This is a genomic window from Betaproteobacteria bacterium, from assembly GCA_009377585.1.
In the GTDB taxonomy this organism is placed as follows: Bacteria; Pseudomonadota; Gammaproteobacteria; order Burkholderiales; family WYBJ01; genus WYBJ01.
This window is the reverse complement of sequence record WHTS01000025.1, coordinates 49,961-64,739: the sequence shown is the minus strand read 5'-3', so window position 1 is coordinate 64,739 and position 14,779 is coordinate 49,961. Positions and strand designations below refer to the sequence as shown.

Annotated in this window: 15 protein-coding genes; 2 read left to right on the top strand and 13 right to left on the bottom strand. The window is 65.2% G+C overall.

Translation table 11 applies throughout. The features are described 5' to 3' along the window. The 12 genes from fahA to GEV05_10750 form a co-directional block, all read right to left on the bottom strand. Positions 1 to 1,185 (bottom strand): fumarylacetoacetase, encoded by a 1,185-nt coding sequence (gene fahA, locus GEV05_10805; protein MPZ43876.1) that lies wholly within the window; start codon positions 1,183 to 1,185, stop codon positions 1 to 3. Between the two features lie 123 nt (positions 1,186 to 1,308). Beyond that, on the bottom strand, positions 1,309 to 2,628 hold the full coding sequence (locus tag GEV05_10800; protein MPZ43875.1) for a tetratricopeptide repeat protein: 1,320 nt from the start codon (positions 2,626 to 2,628) through the stop codon (positions 1,309 to 1,311). A gap of 53 nt (positions 2,629 to 2,681) precedes the next feature. Further along, positions 2,682 to 3,098 carry a hypothetical protein gene (locus GEV05_10795; GenBank protein MPZ43874.1) on the bottom strand — a complete coding sequence of 139 codons (417 nt, stop codon included), beginning with the start codon at positions 3,096 to 3,098 and terminating at the stop codon, positions 2,682 to 2,684. 102 nt (positions 3,099 to 3,200) lie between these two features. Continuing rightward, a complete protein-coding gene (locus GEV05_10790; GenBank protein ID MPZ43873.1) occupies positions 3,201 to 3,923 on the bottom strand; it encodes a hypothetical protein in 723 nt (240 codons plus the stop codon). Then, complete coding sequence (locus GEV05_10785) at positions 3,920 to 4,489, bottom strand: sigma-70 family RNA polymerase sigma factor (protein ID MPZ43872.1); 570 nt, start codon at positions 4,487 to 4,489, stop codon at positions 3,920 to 3,922. Before GEV05_10785 ends, GEV05_10790 begins: the two co-directional genes overlap by 4 nt. Before the next feature lie 13 nt (positions 4,490 to 4,502). Next, entirely contained in the window at positions 4,503 to 4,982 is a 480-nt protein-coding gene (locus GEV05_10780) for a 6,7-dimethyl-8-ribityllumazine synthase (GenBank protein ID MPZ43871.1), read from the bottom strand. A 19-nt stretch (positions 4,983 to 5,001) separates the two neighbouring features. Further along, the gene (ribB, locus tag GEV05_10775) at positions 5,002 to 6,099 is read right to left on the bottom strand and encodes a 3,4-dihydroxy-2-butanone-4-phosphate synthase (protein ID MPZ43870.1); all 1,098 of its coding nucleotides are present in this window, start codon (positions 6,097 to 6,099) and stop codon (positions 5,002 to 5,004) included. 292 nt (positions 6,100 to 6,391) lie between these two features. Then, the gene (locus GEV05_10770) at positions 6,392 to 7,066 is read right to left on the bottom strand and encodes a hypothetical protein (GenBank protein MPZ43869.1); all 675 of its coding nucleotides are present in this window, start codon (positions 7,064 to 7,066) and stop codon (positions 6,392 to 6,394) included. 248 nt (positions 7,067 to 7,314) lie between these two features. Further along, positions 7,315 to 7,911 (bottom strand): riboflavin synthase, encoded by a 597-nt coding sequence (locus GEV05_10765; protein ID MPZ43868.1) that lies wholly within the window; start codon positions 7,909 to 7,911, stop codon positions 7,315 to 7,317. A gap of 21 nt (positions 7,912 to 7,932) precedes the next feature. Further along, a complete protein-coding gene (gene ribD / locus GEV05_10760; GenBank protein MPZ43867.1) occupies positions 7,933 to 9,000 on the bottom strand; it encodes a bifunctional diaminohydroxyphosphoribosylaminopyrimidine deaminase/5-amino-6-(5-phosphoribosylamino)uracil reductase RibD in 1,068 nt (355 codons plus the stop codon). A 202-nt stretch (positions 9,001 to 9,202) separates the two neighbouring features. After that, positions 9,203 to 9,676 carry a transcriptional repressor NrdR gene (gene nrdR / locus GEV05_10755; GenBank protein MPZ43866.1) on the bottom strand — a complete coding sequence of 158 codons (474 nt, stop codon included), beginning with the start codon at positions 9,674 to 9,676 and terminating at the stop codon, positions 9,203 to 9,205. A gap of 9 nt (positions 9,677 to 9,685) precedes the next feature. After that, positions 9,686 to 10,933, bottom strand: coding sequence for an aminotransferase class I/II-fold pyridoxal phosphate-dependent enzyme (locus GEV05_10750; protein ID MPZ43865.1), 1,248 nt, complete (start codon positions 10,931 to 10,933; stop codon positions 9,686 to 9,688). 176 nt (positions 10,934 to 11,109) lie between these two features. On the opposite strand from GEV05_10750, the gene GEV05_10745 reads away from it, so the two are divergent. Both GEV05_10745 and GEV05_10740 read left to right on the top strand, forming a co-directional pair. Next, the gene (locus tag GEV05_10745; protein MPZ43864.1) at positions 11,110 to 11,649 is read left to right on the top strand and encodes a TRAP transporter small permease subunit; all 540 of its coding nucleotides are present in this window, start codon (positions 11,110 to 11,112) and stop codon (positions 11,647 to 11,649) included. Further along, on the top strand, positions 11,646 to 13,181 hold the full coding sequence (locus GEV05_10740) for a TRAP transporter large permease subunit (protein ID MPZ43863.1): 1,536 nt from the start codon (positions 11,646 to 11,648) through the stop codon (positions 13,179 to 13,181). Before GEV05_10745 ends, GEV05_10740 begins: the two co-directional genes overlap by 4 nt. Positions 13,182 to 13,464: 283 nt before the next feature. Here the strand turns inward: GEV05_10740 and GEV05_10735 are convergent, their stop codons facing one another. Then, positions 13,465 to 14,634, bottom strand: a complete 1,170-nt coding sequence (locus GEV05_10735) for an ABC transporter substrate-binding protein (GenBank protein MPZ43862.1) — start codon at positions 14,632 to 14,634, stop codon at positions 13,465 to 13,467. Positions 14,635 to 14,779: the final 145 nt, after the last annotated feature.

Genomic DNA, 14,779 nt, shown 5'->3' with positions numbered 1-14,779 from the left:
CTAGGGGTTCGTGTTCATCGGCAGAGCTGGCGCAGGAATATGCAATCGCGGGAGTGATTCGTGAAGACCGCGAAATAGACGAGGATGCCATGCCGGCCGCCGATGACCGTCGGCCGCAACCACCGTTAGGCCGCACTTCTTGGTCCAGTACAGGTGCCGGGTATTGCTGCGCGATACGCGCAGCGGCGGTATGCCCTTGGCCCGCATCGCTTCGGTCGAGATCAGAACTTCCAGATCGATGTCGAACGCGCCTGCACGCTGATCTTCGTCGTCCCAAAGGTAATCGAGCGGCCGAGGATCGCCTGCGGGACGCGGCGGCTGGGCGATGCGAAACGGCGCCAGCGCTTCGGCCGTCACGATCCACGGCGAGATCGTCGTGCCGAAATTCTTGGACAGGAACGGTCCCAGCGGCGCGGACTCCCAGCGCTGGATGTCGCGCGCCGACCAATCGTTCAGCAGTCCGAGACCAGCGACATGCTCGCCGGCACGGCCGATCGGTATCGGCTCGCCCAGGTCGTTGCCGGGGCCTGCCCAGATGCCAAGCTCCAATTCGAAATCGAGCTTGGTGGACGGGCCGAACTGCGGTATCTGCGAATCGCCCAGAAGCCGTTGACCGCGCGGCCGGCGCAATGGCGTCGCCGACGGCCGGATGCTCGAGGCACGGCTGTGGTAGGCAACAGGCACGTACTTGTAGTTCGGCGCGAGCGGCGGGTTCTGCCCGCGCCGCCGCCCACCGTTGGCCGCGTGCTCGATGCCCGCGAAAAAATCGGTATAGGCGCCGATCGCAGCCGGCAGATGCAGCGTGCATGCGCCAGCCTCATGGATCAAGTGCTCGCGCAAGCCTTCGACCTGTCCGCGCTCCGGACCATCGACGGCAAGCAGCGAAGAGACTCGGCGGCGCAACGCGATGCGCGACGCGGGCCCCAGCGCCAGCAGTGCGTTCAGGGCGCCGCCGCTTGCCGCCTCGGCGGCTCGCTTCGCCTCGCCCGTGAAAAGGCCCGCTTCGAGCGCGGCCGCGATGTCGAAGATGCTGTCTCCGACCGCGACGCCAGCCCGTAGCTCGGACGAAGCGCGGCTAAAAACGCCGAGCGGCAGATTCTGAAGCGGAAACTCGGAATGCCCTTGCGCCGATTCGAGCCAGCTCGTGCGCTTCGGGTCGTGCGTTTCGTCGAGTGCGATTGGCATATGCGGCGTCTCCCTCTCACCCAAGCGTGTGTGCAACCGCCGTACCGCGTCGCGGGCGGCGGCTGCGCGCTCGAACTGTCGCAGAAAGCGCCGAAGCGCGCAATGCGTTCGCCGACACCCGCCTCAGGCACGCGCCTCCAGGCGAGGACCCCAACGGCTCGCGTCGGACTTGAGCATGCGCCGTTCCGCCAGGTAGTGCTTCGCCCGCGCCCGGTCCCCGCCGCGCAGCGCCGCTTCGATCAGCGTCAACGTGATGAGATCGCGCTGGGCATGGCTGCCGCCGAAGCGGTTCGCAATGTCGCGCACCGGCTCCATCCGATCGATCGCTTGTGCATACTTCGCGAGGCTGAAGGCTTCCACCGCCTCCGCGAGAGGGATCCCGACCTCCCGCGCCATGCGGGCCAGGTCGTCGCTGCCCTGCGCCGTGCGCGCCGTGGCGTCCTTCACGTGGGCAAGCGCCTTGCCGCGGCCGCAAGCGGCGAACGCCATCGCCGCATGGAAATCGTTGAAGGCGTAGAACCCGGCCTCGTCCGCAAGCTGTTGCTCCCATTCGTCGGCAATAACCTCGAAGCGGGCGCCGGTATCGACGCCTTCCAGGTAAAGACGCCACAAGAGCGCAGTCGCATCCACCAGCGAAAGAACGATCTGCGAGCGCTCCGGATGTATCTCGCTATCGTAGAGCGCGAGCACCTTGTCGTACTGCGCACCGTCGAGATAGAACAGGGCGAGATGCCACCAGTTGTGGAACGCGAACGCATTGTCGGGCGCCCAGTTGCCGCGGCGCGATTCGAGCCACGCGATGCCTTCGCCGATGCGCCCCTGCATCTCCATCACGTGCGTTCCTGCATGCACAGCCCAGCCGTCGCACACTTCGATCTCGAGCGCGCGCCGCGCCTCGGCCTCGGCCTGCGGATACTGGTTCATCTCCTCCAGGCCAAACGCGTGCATGCCGAGCACGTAAGAGTAACCGGGCACGGCGCTGTCCCAGTGCGGCAGCACCCGGGTCACGCGATTGCGCAAATTGAGCGCATCGCCGCGAAAGAAATCCATCAGATGTGCCGACTGCAATGCGAGCGCATCGCGTGGATATTCGGTCAGGATTCGATCGAGTGTACGGCAACCGTCGTTCCATTGCGCCGCCCGGAATTGCCGCAGCGCTTGCAGCAACATCCGTTCGCGGTCGTTCGCAAGCTCGTTGCGCTCGGCGGCGGCGCCCAAACACGCATCGATCGTGGGACCGTACTTGCGTTCGCCGAGCGAGTATAGAACGAGCCCCTTCATGAGGTGACCGGTGATGAAGTCCGGATCCTCCGCCAGCGCCGCATCGAGCGTCGCGATCGGGTCGCCGACGTAGGACTGGAACTGGCGCAGGGCCGTCTCGTAGTGTTGCAATGATTCGCTGCAGCCGGCGCTGACCGGCACGCCGCGGGCGTCGTGTCTCATGGTGCCTCCTTCGTTGCTCTCTTTGCTCTTATCTCTGGCGATCTTCGAATGGCTCAATAGCCGCCGTACGAGCTGCTGCTCGAGTTCGCAGCCGGTGTACCAGAAGCCTTGCCTTCGCGCACGACATGCCATACCCCGCCCTGACCGTCGCCCTTCGCATCGCCGGGTTGCGTGTCGGCCGCGAAGTAGTACAGCGGTTTTCCGTGCAGCGCCCACTGCCTGGTCCCGTCGTCGCGCACGATCGCCTCGAACCCGGCACGCTTCCGCTCGCCCTCCTTGGTCAGGAACGGCGGCCAGGCAGCGGCGCAAGCTGCGTTGCAATTGATTTTGTTCGGCGCATCCTGGGTGAAGGTGTAGAGCGTGCGCTCGGTTGCGTCGGCGAGCAGGCCGTGCTGCTGCCCGACCGTCTGGGCCTGAGTCAATCCGCTGGCGAATGCGGCCGCCAATGCGGCCATGACCATCTTGTTCATCGATCGTCTCCCGGCTGTTCGAAGGCAACGCGCAATTGCGTTTCCAGGCCGATATACGTTGCCGCCTCCCCACTCGGAGACAGCCGCACGAACGATTTTCGTCTACCAGAGCTTGACGCAGTTGCCGCTGAGAATCGCTTCGCCCGGCTTGTCGCCCGGCTTGGCGGGAACGTCTTGCAGCGTAACCATCAGGCGCGGCACGTTGGACAGGAGTTTCTCCGAAGTGTCGGCCATCCGGAAGCTGCCTTTGCCCTCGGCGGGAATGACCCCAAGCGGGAATGGCTCGCCCTTGGCGGGAAGCGCCCACAGCTGCAACACCTTGCCGGCCGGAACGTCGATTCGGCGCAGGATCTTGACCGACAGCGTTCGGCCATGTCGCATCGAGCTCGCCAGCACGACCGGCGCCCCGGTCGAATCCGTCAGCAGGCCGACGTAGCTCGCAGGCAGCGTCGCGCGCTCCTGGATGATCTCGTCCACCGGCACCAGCACGGTCGGGTAGAGGCGCACCAGGCCGACCGTCGCGACCACGCCGAACGCCACTCCCAGAATCGGTGCGAGCCAGCCGTACCATCGCGGCGAAGCCGCAGGGCGCACGGCGGCGCCGATGCGGCGCTCGATCGCTCCCCAGCTCGCCGCGGCCGGCTCGACCGGCGGCACCGATTGCGCCAACGGATTGAGCCGCCGCTCCCACGCCGTGACCGCCTCGACCGCACGCGGGACGACACGCAGGATCGCCTGGAAGCGACGCCGCACGCGTCCGCTCATGGTGCCGAGCACGTATTCGGCAGCGAGCCGATCCAGCAGATCGGGACGGTCGTAATTCATGCAAGCCGGTCGAGGCAGCGCTTCAGGCGCTCCAGCCCGCGCCGCAGCCAGACTTTGACGCTGCCGATGGGAGAACCCATGGTTTGCGCGACTTCCGAGTGGCTGAGTCCCTGGTAGTAGGCGAGTGCGAGGCACTGCCGCTGCGGCCCTTCGATGAGCGCAAGGCAATCGCGGATGGCGAGCGCATCGGCGGCCTTTTCCAGCAGGCCGAGGGGATTCGGTCCGTCGTCGGCGATCTCGCGCGCCTGCCGCTCGCCGTCATCGTCGAGCGACTCGGTCCTGCGCCGGGAAGCGCCGCGCAGCTCGTCCAGGGCCCGGTTGCGCACGATGGCGGTGAGCCACGTCATGGGCTGGCTCAGCGCCGCCTGATAGGCGCCGGCCCGGTTCCATGCGTTGACGAAGGCATCCTGCAACACTTCCTCTGCGCGCTCCCTTTGTCTCACTATACGAAGCGCGACGCCCAACAGATACGGTGCGGTGGCATCGTACAAGCGGCGGAAAGCGGCCCGATCCTGCAGCGCGACGCGGCTCAGGAGCTCCTGCAGCTCGCCGGATGGGGTCACGATCTGGGCCCTGGCACTAGCGCAGCGCGTCGATGCCGCGCAGCAGGTTCACCATCTCGATCGCGGCCGCGGCGCACTCGGCGCCCTTTTGTTGCACGCGTTCGGCCGCCTGGTCGTCGGTATCGCAGGTGAGCACACCGTTGGCGATCGGTATGCCCGTGTCGAGTTGCACGCTCGTGATCCCGCTGGCCGATTCGTTCGAGACGATCTCGAAGTGATAGGTCTCGCCGCGGATGACGGCGCCGAGCGCGATCAAGGCGTCGAAACGGCGGCTTTGCGCCAGCTTCTGCAAGACCAGCGACAGCTCCAGGGCGCCCGGGACGGTGACGATCAGGACATCGGAATCATTCACCCCGTGCTTGCGCAGCGCCGCGGTGCACGCGGACAGCAGTCCCTCGCCGACTTCCGCGTTGAACCGGGCCACGGCGATGCCGATGCGCAGGCCGGTCCCGTCCGGTTTCGGTTCGAGCTCTTGGATTGCGTTCGAGCGTGCCATCGCGAACCCCTCGTCTGCGTCAGTCTGCCGGCAGCAGATAGCCGGTCACTTCCAGATCGAATCCCACCATGCTCGGCATCTTGCGCGGAAGCGCCATGAGCCGCATGCGAGCGACGCCCAGGTCGCGCAAGATCTGCGCACCGATGCCGTAGGTGCGCAACGTCACCGAGCTCGGGCCCGTGTCGGCCACATCCGCGGCACGAGCGCGTTCGAGCAGATCCTGCCCGGTCTCTGGCCGGTGCAACAGCACGATGACGCCCGCGCCTTCGCGCGCGACCGCGGCCATTGCGTCGTTGAGATTCCACGAGTGGCGCTGGCTTCGAATGTCGAGCAGATCGATGGCCGAAAGCGGCTCGTGCACGCGCACCAGCGTCTCGGCCTGCGGCGAGATCGTTCCGCGCACCAAGGCAAAATGGATTGTGGCGGCGATCTTGTCGCCATAGGCCACGAGCCGGAAAGGACCGTGAAACGTCTCGACCTCGCGCTCGTACAGGCGAACGACCAGCTTCTCGGTGCGGCTGCGGTAGTGGATGAGATCGGCGATCGTGCCGACCTTGAGCCCGTGCAGGGCGGCGAACTCGAGCAGGTCCGGCAGCCGCGCCATCTCGCCGTCCTCTTTCAGCACCTCGCAGATCACCGCCGCTGGAGAAACCCCGGCGAGCGAGGCCAGATCGCAGCCCGCCTCGGTATGCCCCGCCCGCACCAGCACCCCGCCGGGCTGCGCCGTGAGCGGAAAGATGTGGCCGGGCTGGACGATGTCGTGCGCGCTCGCGTCGGCCCGGGTGGCTGCACGCACGGTCTGCGCGCGGTCGGCCGCCGAGATGCCGGTCGTCACACCTTCGGCGGCTTCGATCGACACGGTGAACGCCGTTCGGTGCGGCGCCCGGTTGTTGGCCACCATGGGCGGCAGCTCGAGCTGACGGCAACGCTCTTCGGTGAGCGTCAGGCAGATGAGGCCGCGGCCGTAGCGCGCCATGAAGTTGATCGCTTCGGCGCTGACGAAGTCGGCTGCGAGCACCAGGTCGCCTTCGTTCTCGCGCTCCTCGTCGTCGACGAGGATCACCATCTTGCCGGCGCGCATGTCGGCGATGATTTCCGGAATTGGGCTGACGGCCATGATGTGCAACTTTGCGGCGCGAGCGCGGGCGCGCCCGTCACGAATGCGAGGATTCTAGCATTGCGCGCCCAGCGAGCGTCCGCGGAGCCCGTTATGGCTGTCCCATTTCGGGCCCGACTCGCGCCTCGTTCAGAACCCTTGCTCCAGCGCGCCGCCTCGGCCACATGAACCTACCGGACTCCCTCCGGCGGCTCAAACACGTTCTTGGCGGTCGGCGGTCAGGCAGGCAGGTCGGTTCAGTGCCGTGAAATCCCAGACCGCACGGGTTCGATTCATCGTTCACTACGCCGGATCATTTCGGCGTGACGACTACCCAGAAAGCGTCCCCTGCTGGAAAACGATCGAACTGCAGGGACAGCACTGAATTTGCCGGCGCCGCATTGAAGCTGGTCATGCTATCGGCTTTGGGCGTGCTCTTTGCTGCAAACCTGGACGCGTTCATCTCGGCGTAAAACTTGTAGACCCAGTAGAGAGGCTGAGGCGTCAACTTATTTGGCACGAGGAGTCCCGAAAAGCCATACCAACAGGACTGGTAAGAAATAGGCGATCCGACATCTCCGCCCCAACAGGCCTTATTGGCCTGGTCGACATTCGACGATTCCAGGTTACTGAGCCATCCCACTGCGTGCCCCGGAATGAACATCGTGTCTTCCCCGTGATATTCATTGATATGAATTTCAGGGCAGGACGGCTGGCAAATCCCCGGATGCTCTTTGAAAAAAGCTCTCATGGTAGCCACATGCTGCCCAATCACGTCGGGGTCCTTGCCAAGCTCATGCCAGGAGATGGCATCGAAGCGAATGCCATCTCGCGCCATTTGGTCGATCAGCGCATTCAATACCTTCGGCTTGAACGACACGATGCTTGGGCCGACGGTTTTGGCGTCCGGTCGTATTTGCTTGACCAGGAGATACGCGTCCTTCGCCAGTTGATACAACTCAGCTTGCGAAACATTCTTGAACGTCAAATCAGGCTCGGCCAAGAGATATTAAAGATATCTTGCAGATTCAACACGGTACTCGTGCCAAACCTTGCGTCATAGTGATAGTCCGTGACGACGAACCTATAAATGTCCGCACCGTAGCCATAACCGCGTATCCCGGAAAACCGCCACGATGTTGGCTTCAAGGCAGAAATTAGAGCGTCAGCTGCGTTGGACACGGCCGTTGGGCCGTTATAGGTATTGGAACCATTGAGGAAGCCTTTGGATCGTGGTCAGACGCCCTTCGAAACGATTAAAAACCGCTCGATATAGCGAGCCAGTATGTCGACCTCGATGTTCACCCGCCTGCCGGGCGCGAGCGCACCGAGATTGGTGGCAGCGAGCGTATGGGGAATGAGATTGACCGAAAACGTGTCGTCCCCGATCTCGTTCACGGTGAGGCTCACGCCGTTCACCGTCACCGAGCCCTTGCGCGCGACATAACGCACGAGGTCAGCGGCGACGCGCACGCCAAGCAACCGGTCATCACCGATGGGCTCGAAGCGGACCACCTCTCCGGTGCCGTCGACATGACCGCTCACCAGGTGACCGCCCAGGCGATCGGATAGCCGCAACGCCTTTTCCAGGTTGACCGCAGCGCCGGCCGCAAAGCCTGCTGTGCACGCAGCCGTCTCGGCCGACACGTCGGCTTCGAATGCGCCCGGCTGCATGCGGGTCACCGTCAGGCAGGCGCCGTCGACCGCGATGCTGTCGCCGATCGCAACGTCGTCCAGCGGCAGGTTACCGGCCTCGATCGCCAAGCAGGCGCCCTGCCCGGCCGGATCGAGACTGCGGATGCGGCCCACGGCGGCAACGATTCCAGTGAACACAGCGCAACTCCTTCTAGCGATTCATCGCGAATCCAGCATACGGGCGAGGATACGCAAGTCCGCTCCGATGCGGCGCACGTCGCGCAGGTCCAGCGCATGGCGCTCGCCAAGTGAATTCAGTTCCGGCAGGTCGAACATGCCACGCGCACGATCCCCGAGCAGGCTCGGCGCAAAGTAGAGCAGTATTTCGTCGGCCAGCCTCTCGCGCAGCAACGCACCATTCAAGATGGGCCCCGCTTCGACATGGATTTCGTTTATCGCGCGCGTGCCCAGCTCGGCCATGAGCGCCGCCAGATCGACCTGACCGTCCGCCCCGGGAATGACCAGCGTTTCGCTGCCGGCCGCACGCAACGTCGCCGCCTTTGCCGTGTCCTGATGGGCCGCAACCACCAGCGCTCCGCCGCCCGCCAGGACGTTCGCCTGCGGCCCGATGGTCATGCGCGAGTCGACGACGATCCGCAAGGGCTGGCGCGATGCGGTCACATCGCGCACGGTCAGGCGAGGATCGTCCGCGCGCACCGTGCCGATACCGGTGAGTATCGCGCAGGCGCGGGCCCGCCACGCGTGACCGTCCGCACGCGCCTCGGGGCCGGTGATCCATTGGCTCGCGCCGTTCGAAAGCGCGGTCTTTCCGTCCAGCGTCGTGGCGATCTTGAGTCGCACCCAGGGCCGGCCGCGTTGCATGCGGCTTACGAACCCGATATTGAGCTCGCGCGCCTTTTCCTCCAGCACGCCCGCCTCGGCCACGATCCCGGCGGCTTGCAGCTTCGCCAACCCAGCCCCGGACACGAGCGGATTCGGATCCTTCATGGCCGCGACCACGCGCGCGACACCGGCATCGATCAGCGCGTCGGCGCACGGCGGCGTGCGGCCGTGGTGGCAGCACGGCTCCAGCGTCACATAGGCGACCGCGCCTCGCGCCGCTTCGCCCGCCGCGCGCAGCGCCGCGATCTCGGCGTGCGCCTCGCCGGCGCGCTCATGCCAACCCTCGCCGACGACCGCACCTGCGCGCACCAGCACGCATCCCACACGCGGATTCGGCATGGTCGTGTTGAGGCCGCGCTCGGCAAGCCGGAGCGCACGAGCCATGAATTCCTGGTCGGCGGGTATGGACACGACTGCTGTGCGATCGGGAAAAAATCCTGGAAACGAACGATTCATTCGGCTCTTGCTGTCACTCCCGCTCTAGCGGAAGTGACCTCCCGCGCAGGCGGGAGTCCAGGACACCAAAATCGCGTCCTGCATATCGCCAGGGCTATCCTGGATTCCCGTTTACACGGGAATGACGACATCAACTCGCCTTGCGCCGGCTGTTCGGCTTCTGCACTTCCTGGATCACGTTACGGAAGTCCTCGATATCCTGAAACGAGCGATAGACCGACGCGAACCGGATGTAGGCGACCTGGTCGAGCTGATAGAGCTCCTCCATCACCATGTCGCCGATCTGGCGTGCGGGCACCTCGCGCACGCCCAGCGCCAGCAGATTCTGGACGATGCGCTCAACCGCCGCGTCGACTTTCTCCGTCGGCACCGTGCGCTTGTGCAGCGCGCGCCGAAAGCCGGTCACGAGCTTGTCGCGGCTGAACTCGGTGCGCCGCCCGTCCTGCTTGATCACCTGCGGCAGGCGCAGCTCGATCGTCTCGTAGGTGGTGAAGCGCTTGCTGCACTTGGGGCAGCGCCGGCGCCGGCGCACGCTCGTGCCCTCCTCGTTCACGCGCGAATCGACCACCTGGGTGTCGGGCGCGTTGCAGAAGGGGCACTTCACGATGGCATCTCAACGCCCGCGCCGCGTGTACACGGGGAAGCGCCGGCAGAGCTTGCGCACTTCCGCCGCCACCTGTCCGATCTTGCGCCGGTTGCCCGGCGCATCGAGCACGTCCGCGATCAGTTCCCCGACCTTGCGCGCTTCCGTGAGCCCGAAGCCGCGGGTGGTCATCGCGGGAGAGCCGAGCCGGATGCCGCTGGTGACCGCCGGTTTCTCGGGATCGTTCGGGATCGCGTTCTTGTTCACCGTGATGCCGACCTTGCCGAGCAGCGCCTCGACCTCTTTGCCGGTAAGCCGCTTCGGCTGCAGGTCCAGCAGGAACATGTGGCAATCGGTGCCGCCCGATACGACCCGGCATCCGCGCGCGACCAGCACTTCGGCCAGCGCCTTGGCGTTCGCCAGCACCTGCTTCTGATAGCGCTTGAACGCCGGGGTCATCGCTTCGTGGAACGCCGCTGCCTTGGCGGCGATCACGTGCATGAGCGGGCCGCCCTGCGCGCCCGGGAATACCGCCGAGTTGATCGGCTGCGCGAGCTCGGCATCGGCGAGGATGAAGCCCCCGCGCGGCCCGCGCAACGTCTTGTGCGTGGTGCTGCCGATCACGTGCGCGACATCGACCGGGCTCGGGTACAGGCCAGCGGCGATGAGACCGGCATAGTGTGCCATGTCGACGAAGAGCTTGGCGCCGATGGCGTCGGCGACCTTGCGGAATCGCGCCCAGTCGATCACGGGCGCGTAGGCCGAGGCGCCTGCAACGATCACCTGCGGCTTGTGCGCCTCGGCCAGTCGCTCGACCTGCGCATAGTCGATGCGCTCGGTTTCGGGATCGAGACCGTAGGCGACCACCTTGTAGAGCTTGCCGCTGAAGTTGACAGGCGAACCGTGGGTGAGGTGACCGCCGTGCGCGAGCGACATGCCGAGGATGGTATCGCCCGGCTTGATGATGGCCGCATAGATCGCCTGGTTCGCCTGCGCGCCGGAATGGGGTTGAACGTTGGCGAACTGCGCTCCGAACAGCTTCTTGGCCCGATCGATCGCGAGCTGCTCGGCGATGTCGACGAACTCGCAGCCGCCGTAGTAGCGCCGCCCGGGATAACCCTCGGCGTATTTGTTGGTCAGCACCGAGCCCTGGATCTCCATCACCTGCGGACTCGCGTAGTTTTCCGAGGCGATCAGCTCGATATGATCCTCCTGGCGCTGCGCCTCCTTGTCGAGCGCGCGCGCGAGCGCGCGATCCGTGATCTTACGGCGATCCATGCGACTCCACCCGGTGCTGGCAAACGCGTCATTCTAGCCCGGCTTCGGGCCGGCCGCATGCTGGATCGGCTGAAGTCCGCTGCAAAGCAATCAACATTGCGCGAGCGGTTGCGCGGCTTTGCGGCCGCTCCCCATCCTGTTGGACAATCGGTACACCGAAGCCATCGGGCAAGCGGATGCGAGCTCTACTGAAGGTTGCACGCGGAATCGACGCGGCGAACGCCGCGTTCGGGCGCATTGCGGTATGGCTCGTGCTGCTCGCCTGCGCGGTCAGCGCGGGCAACGCCGTATCGCGTTATGCCTTCGATCTGTCCTCCAATGCCTGGCTGGAACTGCAGTGGTACATGTTCGCCGGCATGGTGATGCTGGGCGCTCCGTTCGTGCTCAAAGTGAACGGCCACGTGCGCGTGGATATTCTCTACGGTCAGGCTTCGCCGCGTACCCGCGCCTGGATCGACCTGGCCGGCCTGGCTCTGTTCCTGTTGCCGGTGATGATCGCCCTGATGGTGATGTCGTGGCCGTTCTTCGTCGAGTCGTACCTCGACAACGAAGTTTCCGGCAACGCCGGCGGGCTGCTGCGCTGGCCGGTGAAGCTCGTCATCCCGGTCGGATTCGCACTGATGGTCTTGCAAGGGATCGCCGAAGTGATCAAGCGCATCGGCTTCCTGCTCGGGCTGATCGAAATGAACGCGCAGTACGAAATGCCCCTGCAATGATCACGCGCGAGCTGATGCCGCCGCTCATGTTCGGTGGCTTGATCGTGATCATGCTGATCGGCTTTCCGGTAGCATTCTCGCTCGCGGCGCTCGGGCTCGCCTTCGGCCTCGCCAGCATCCACCTCGGCTTCTTCCCGCCCGAGTATCTGTACAACCTGCCGTTTCGCATCTTCGGCATCATGTCGAACGAGCTGCTGCTGGCGATCCCGTTCTTCACCTTCATGGGCGCGATCCTGGAGCGTTGCGGGCTGGCCGAAGATCTGCTCGAAGGCTGCGGGCAGTTGTTCGGGCCGCTGCCGGGAGGGCTCGCCTATGCCGTCATCGTGGTGGGCGCGATCCTCGGCGCGATCACCGGCACGGTGGCGGCATCGGTGATCGCAATGGGCGTCATCTCGCTGCCGATCATGCTGCGCTACCGCTACGACAGGCGCATCGCCACCGGCACGATCGCCGCATCGGGCACGATCACGCAGCTCATTCCGCCCTCGCTCGTGCTGGTGGTGCTGGCCGATCAGATCGGGCGTTCGGTGGGCGACATGTACAAGGGCGCACTCGGGCCCTCGATCGTGCAGACGCTGATCTTCCTCGCCTTCATCGCCGTCGTTGCGTTCTTCCGCCCGCACTGGGTGCCGCCGCTGCCGAAGGAAGCGCGCACGTTGCACGGCTGGGCGCTGGTCAATCGCGTCCTGTGGGGCATGGTGCCTTCGATCGTGCTCATCTTCCTCGTGCTGGGGACGATCTTCATGGGGATCGCCACGGCGACCGAAGCCGGTGCGCTCGGCGCCGTGGGTGCAATCGCGCTGGCGGCATTGCATCGCCGACTCACCTGGCGGCTCGTGCGCGAAGGCATGGAGATCACCATGCGCATCACCGCCATGGTGATCTTCATCCTGATCGGCTCGACGGTATTCAGCCTGGTGTTCCAGGGGGTCGACGGCTCGCTCTGGATCGAACATCATCTCTCGAACCTGCCCGGCGGCACGGTCGGGTTTCTGCTCTTCGTCAACCTGTTCGTCTTTTTTCTCGCGTTCTTTCTCGACTTCTTCGAGATTGCCTTCATCATCATTCCGCTGCTGGCGCCCGTGGCGGACAAGATGGGCATCGATCTCATCTGGTTCGGCGTGCTGTTGTGCGTGACGCTGCAGACCTCGTTCATGCACCCGCCGTTCGGCTTCGCGCTGTTCTACCTGCGCGGGATTGCGCCGAAGGAGGTCAAGACCAGCGACATCTACTGGGGCGCGATTCCGTGGGTCGGGCTGCAGCTCGTGATGGTGGCCATCGTGATCCTGTGGCCGGGCCTGGTCACGATGTGGCTGGACACGGAAGACAAGATCGACCTCGACAAGGTGAAGATCGAGATTCCGATGCCGGAGTTCGTGCCGCCCGATCCGAATCAGTTCCTGCCGCCCGGAAAGTCCGAATCCACGCCCCGCGAGCCTGGCGCCGGCCCCACCGAATCGTCCCACGGCGAGGACCAGGACGCGGCCAAGGCCCTCGAGCGGGATCTGTTGCGGGAGCCTGCGAAGCAGTAGAAGGTCTGCTTCGCGGCGACGCGATGCGACTGGCATCGCGCCTCGCCGGAAAACCACACCACCCGGCGCTTCGCGCCACCCCTCCTCCTGAGAGGAGGGGAGATTCAAAAGCATTCCCCTCCTGCCAAGGAGAGGCTGGACGCGACAATGTCGCGGATGGGGTGGTTCTGAGAGGAGCGGAGATCCAAAGCATTCCCCTCCTGCCAAGAGGGGCTGGACGCGACAATGGCGCGGACGGGGTGGTCTCGAGACGCCAGGCGCTATGCAGACGCACTACGCGGTATCACTTCTTCGCGGCCGCCGGTCTCTGTACCGGGCGCGTATAGGCGAAATTGTCGAAGGCGAACTCGGCGACACGGAACCACAGATACTGGTCGTCGCGGAACTTCTTCCACTGCGGATAGATGCGCGCCCAGTGCTTGCTCTTCTGCGCCAGCTCGCCGTAGAGCTCGAAGGCCGCCTTCTCGCACGCTTCCATGACCGCGCGTGGGAACGGGCGCAACCGCGCCCCGCCCGCCACGAGCTTGCGCAGCGCATCGGGGTTGCGTACATCGTAGCGCGCGAGCATATGGACGTTCGACTCGGCCGCCACCGCCGCGATGGCCGCCTGGTAGCTCTTCGGCAGCTCGGCGAACTTCTTCGCGTTCACCATGAGCGAGAGCTGCGGACCGCCCTCCCACCAGGCCGGGTAATAGTAATAGCGGGCGACCTTGTGGAAGCCGAGCTTCTCGTCGTCGTAGGGGCCGACCCACTCGGCCGCGTCGATCGTGCCGCGCTCGAGCGCCTGGTAGATTTCGCCCCCCGCGATCTGCTGCGGCACCACGCCGAGCTTCACCAGCACCTGTCCGGCAATGCCCGCGATGCGCATCTTCAGGCCCTTCAAGTCCGCGACCGTGCGAATTTCCTTGCGATACCAGCCGCCCATCTGGGCGCCGGTGTTGCCGGCGTTGAACTCGACCACGCCGTAATCCTTGTACAGCTCGGCCATCACTTCGCGCCCGCCGCCTTCGTACCACCAGGCGTTCTGCTGGCGCGCGTTCAGGCCGAACGGCACGTTGGTGCCGAACGCGAACGCCGGGTCCTTGCCGACGTAGTAGTACGGCGCAGTGTGTCCGGCCTCCACCGTCCCGCTCTGAACGGCGTCGAGCACTTGCAGCGCGGGCACGACCTCACCGGCGGCGAAAACGCGAATCTGGAACTTGTTGTCGGTGATCTCGGCGATACGCCGGGTGATCAGCTCGGCGGGATAGAAGACGGTGTCCAGGCTTTTCGGGAAGCTGGAAGCGAGCCGCCATTGGACGCTCGGCTGCGCCTGCGCGATCGCTGGCGCCGCTGCGGCGGTACCTGCGAGTCCGGCGGCGGCGAGCGTAAGGAACTTGCGCCGTTGCCGGCGAGCGGCTTCAGCATTGGCATGCACGGCCGGCGCAGCACGGCGGCGATGCGATCGTGTCATCGATCTCCTCCCATCTCGAACCTATCGAACTGTTTCGTGTTTCACGACACTGTTCGACGCTCACGTCCGACCCTCTCTCAAGGGAGAGGCGGAGCGTCGTGTCCGTATCGCCTGCCTCCAGCACGAAACGATCGATACGGGGACG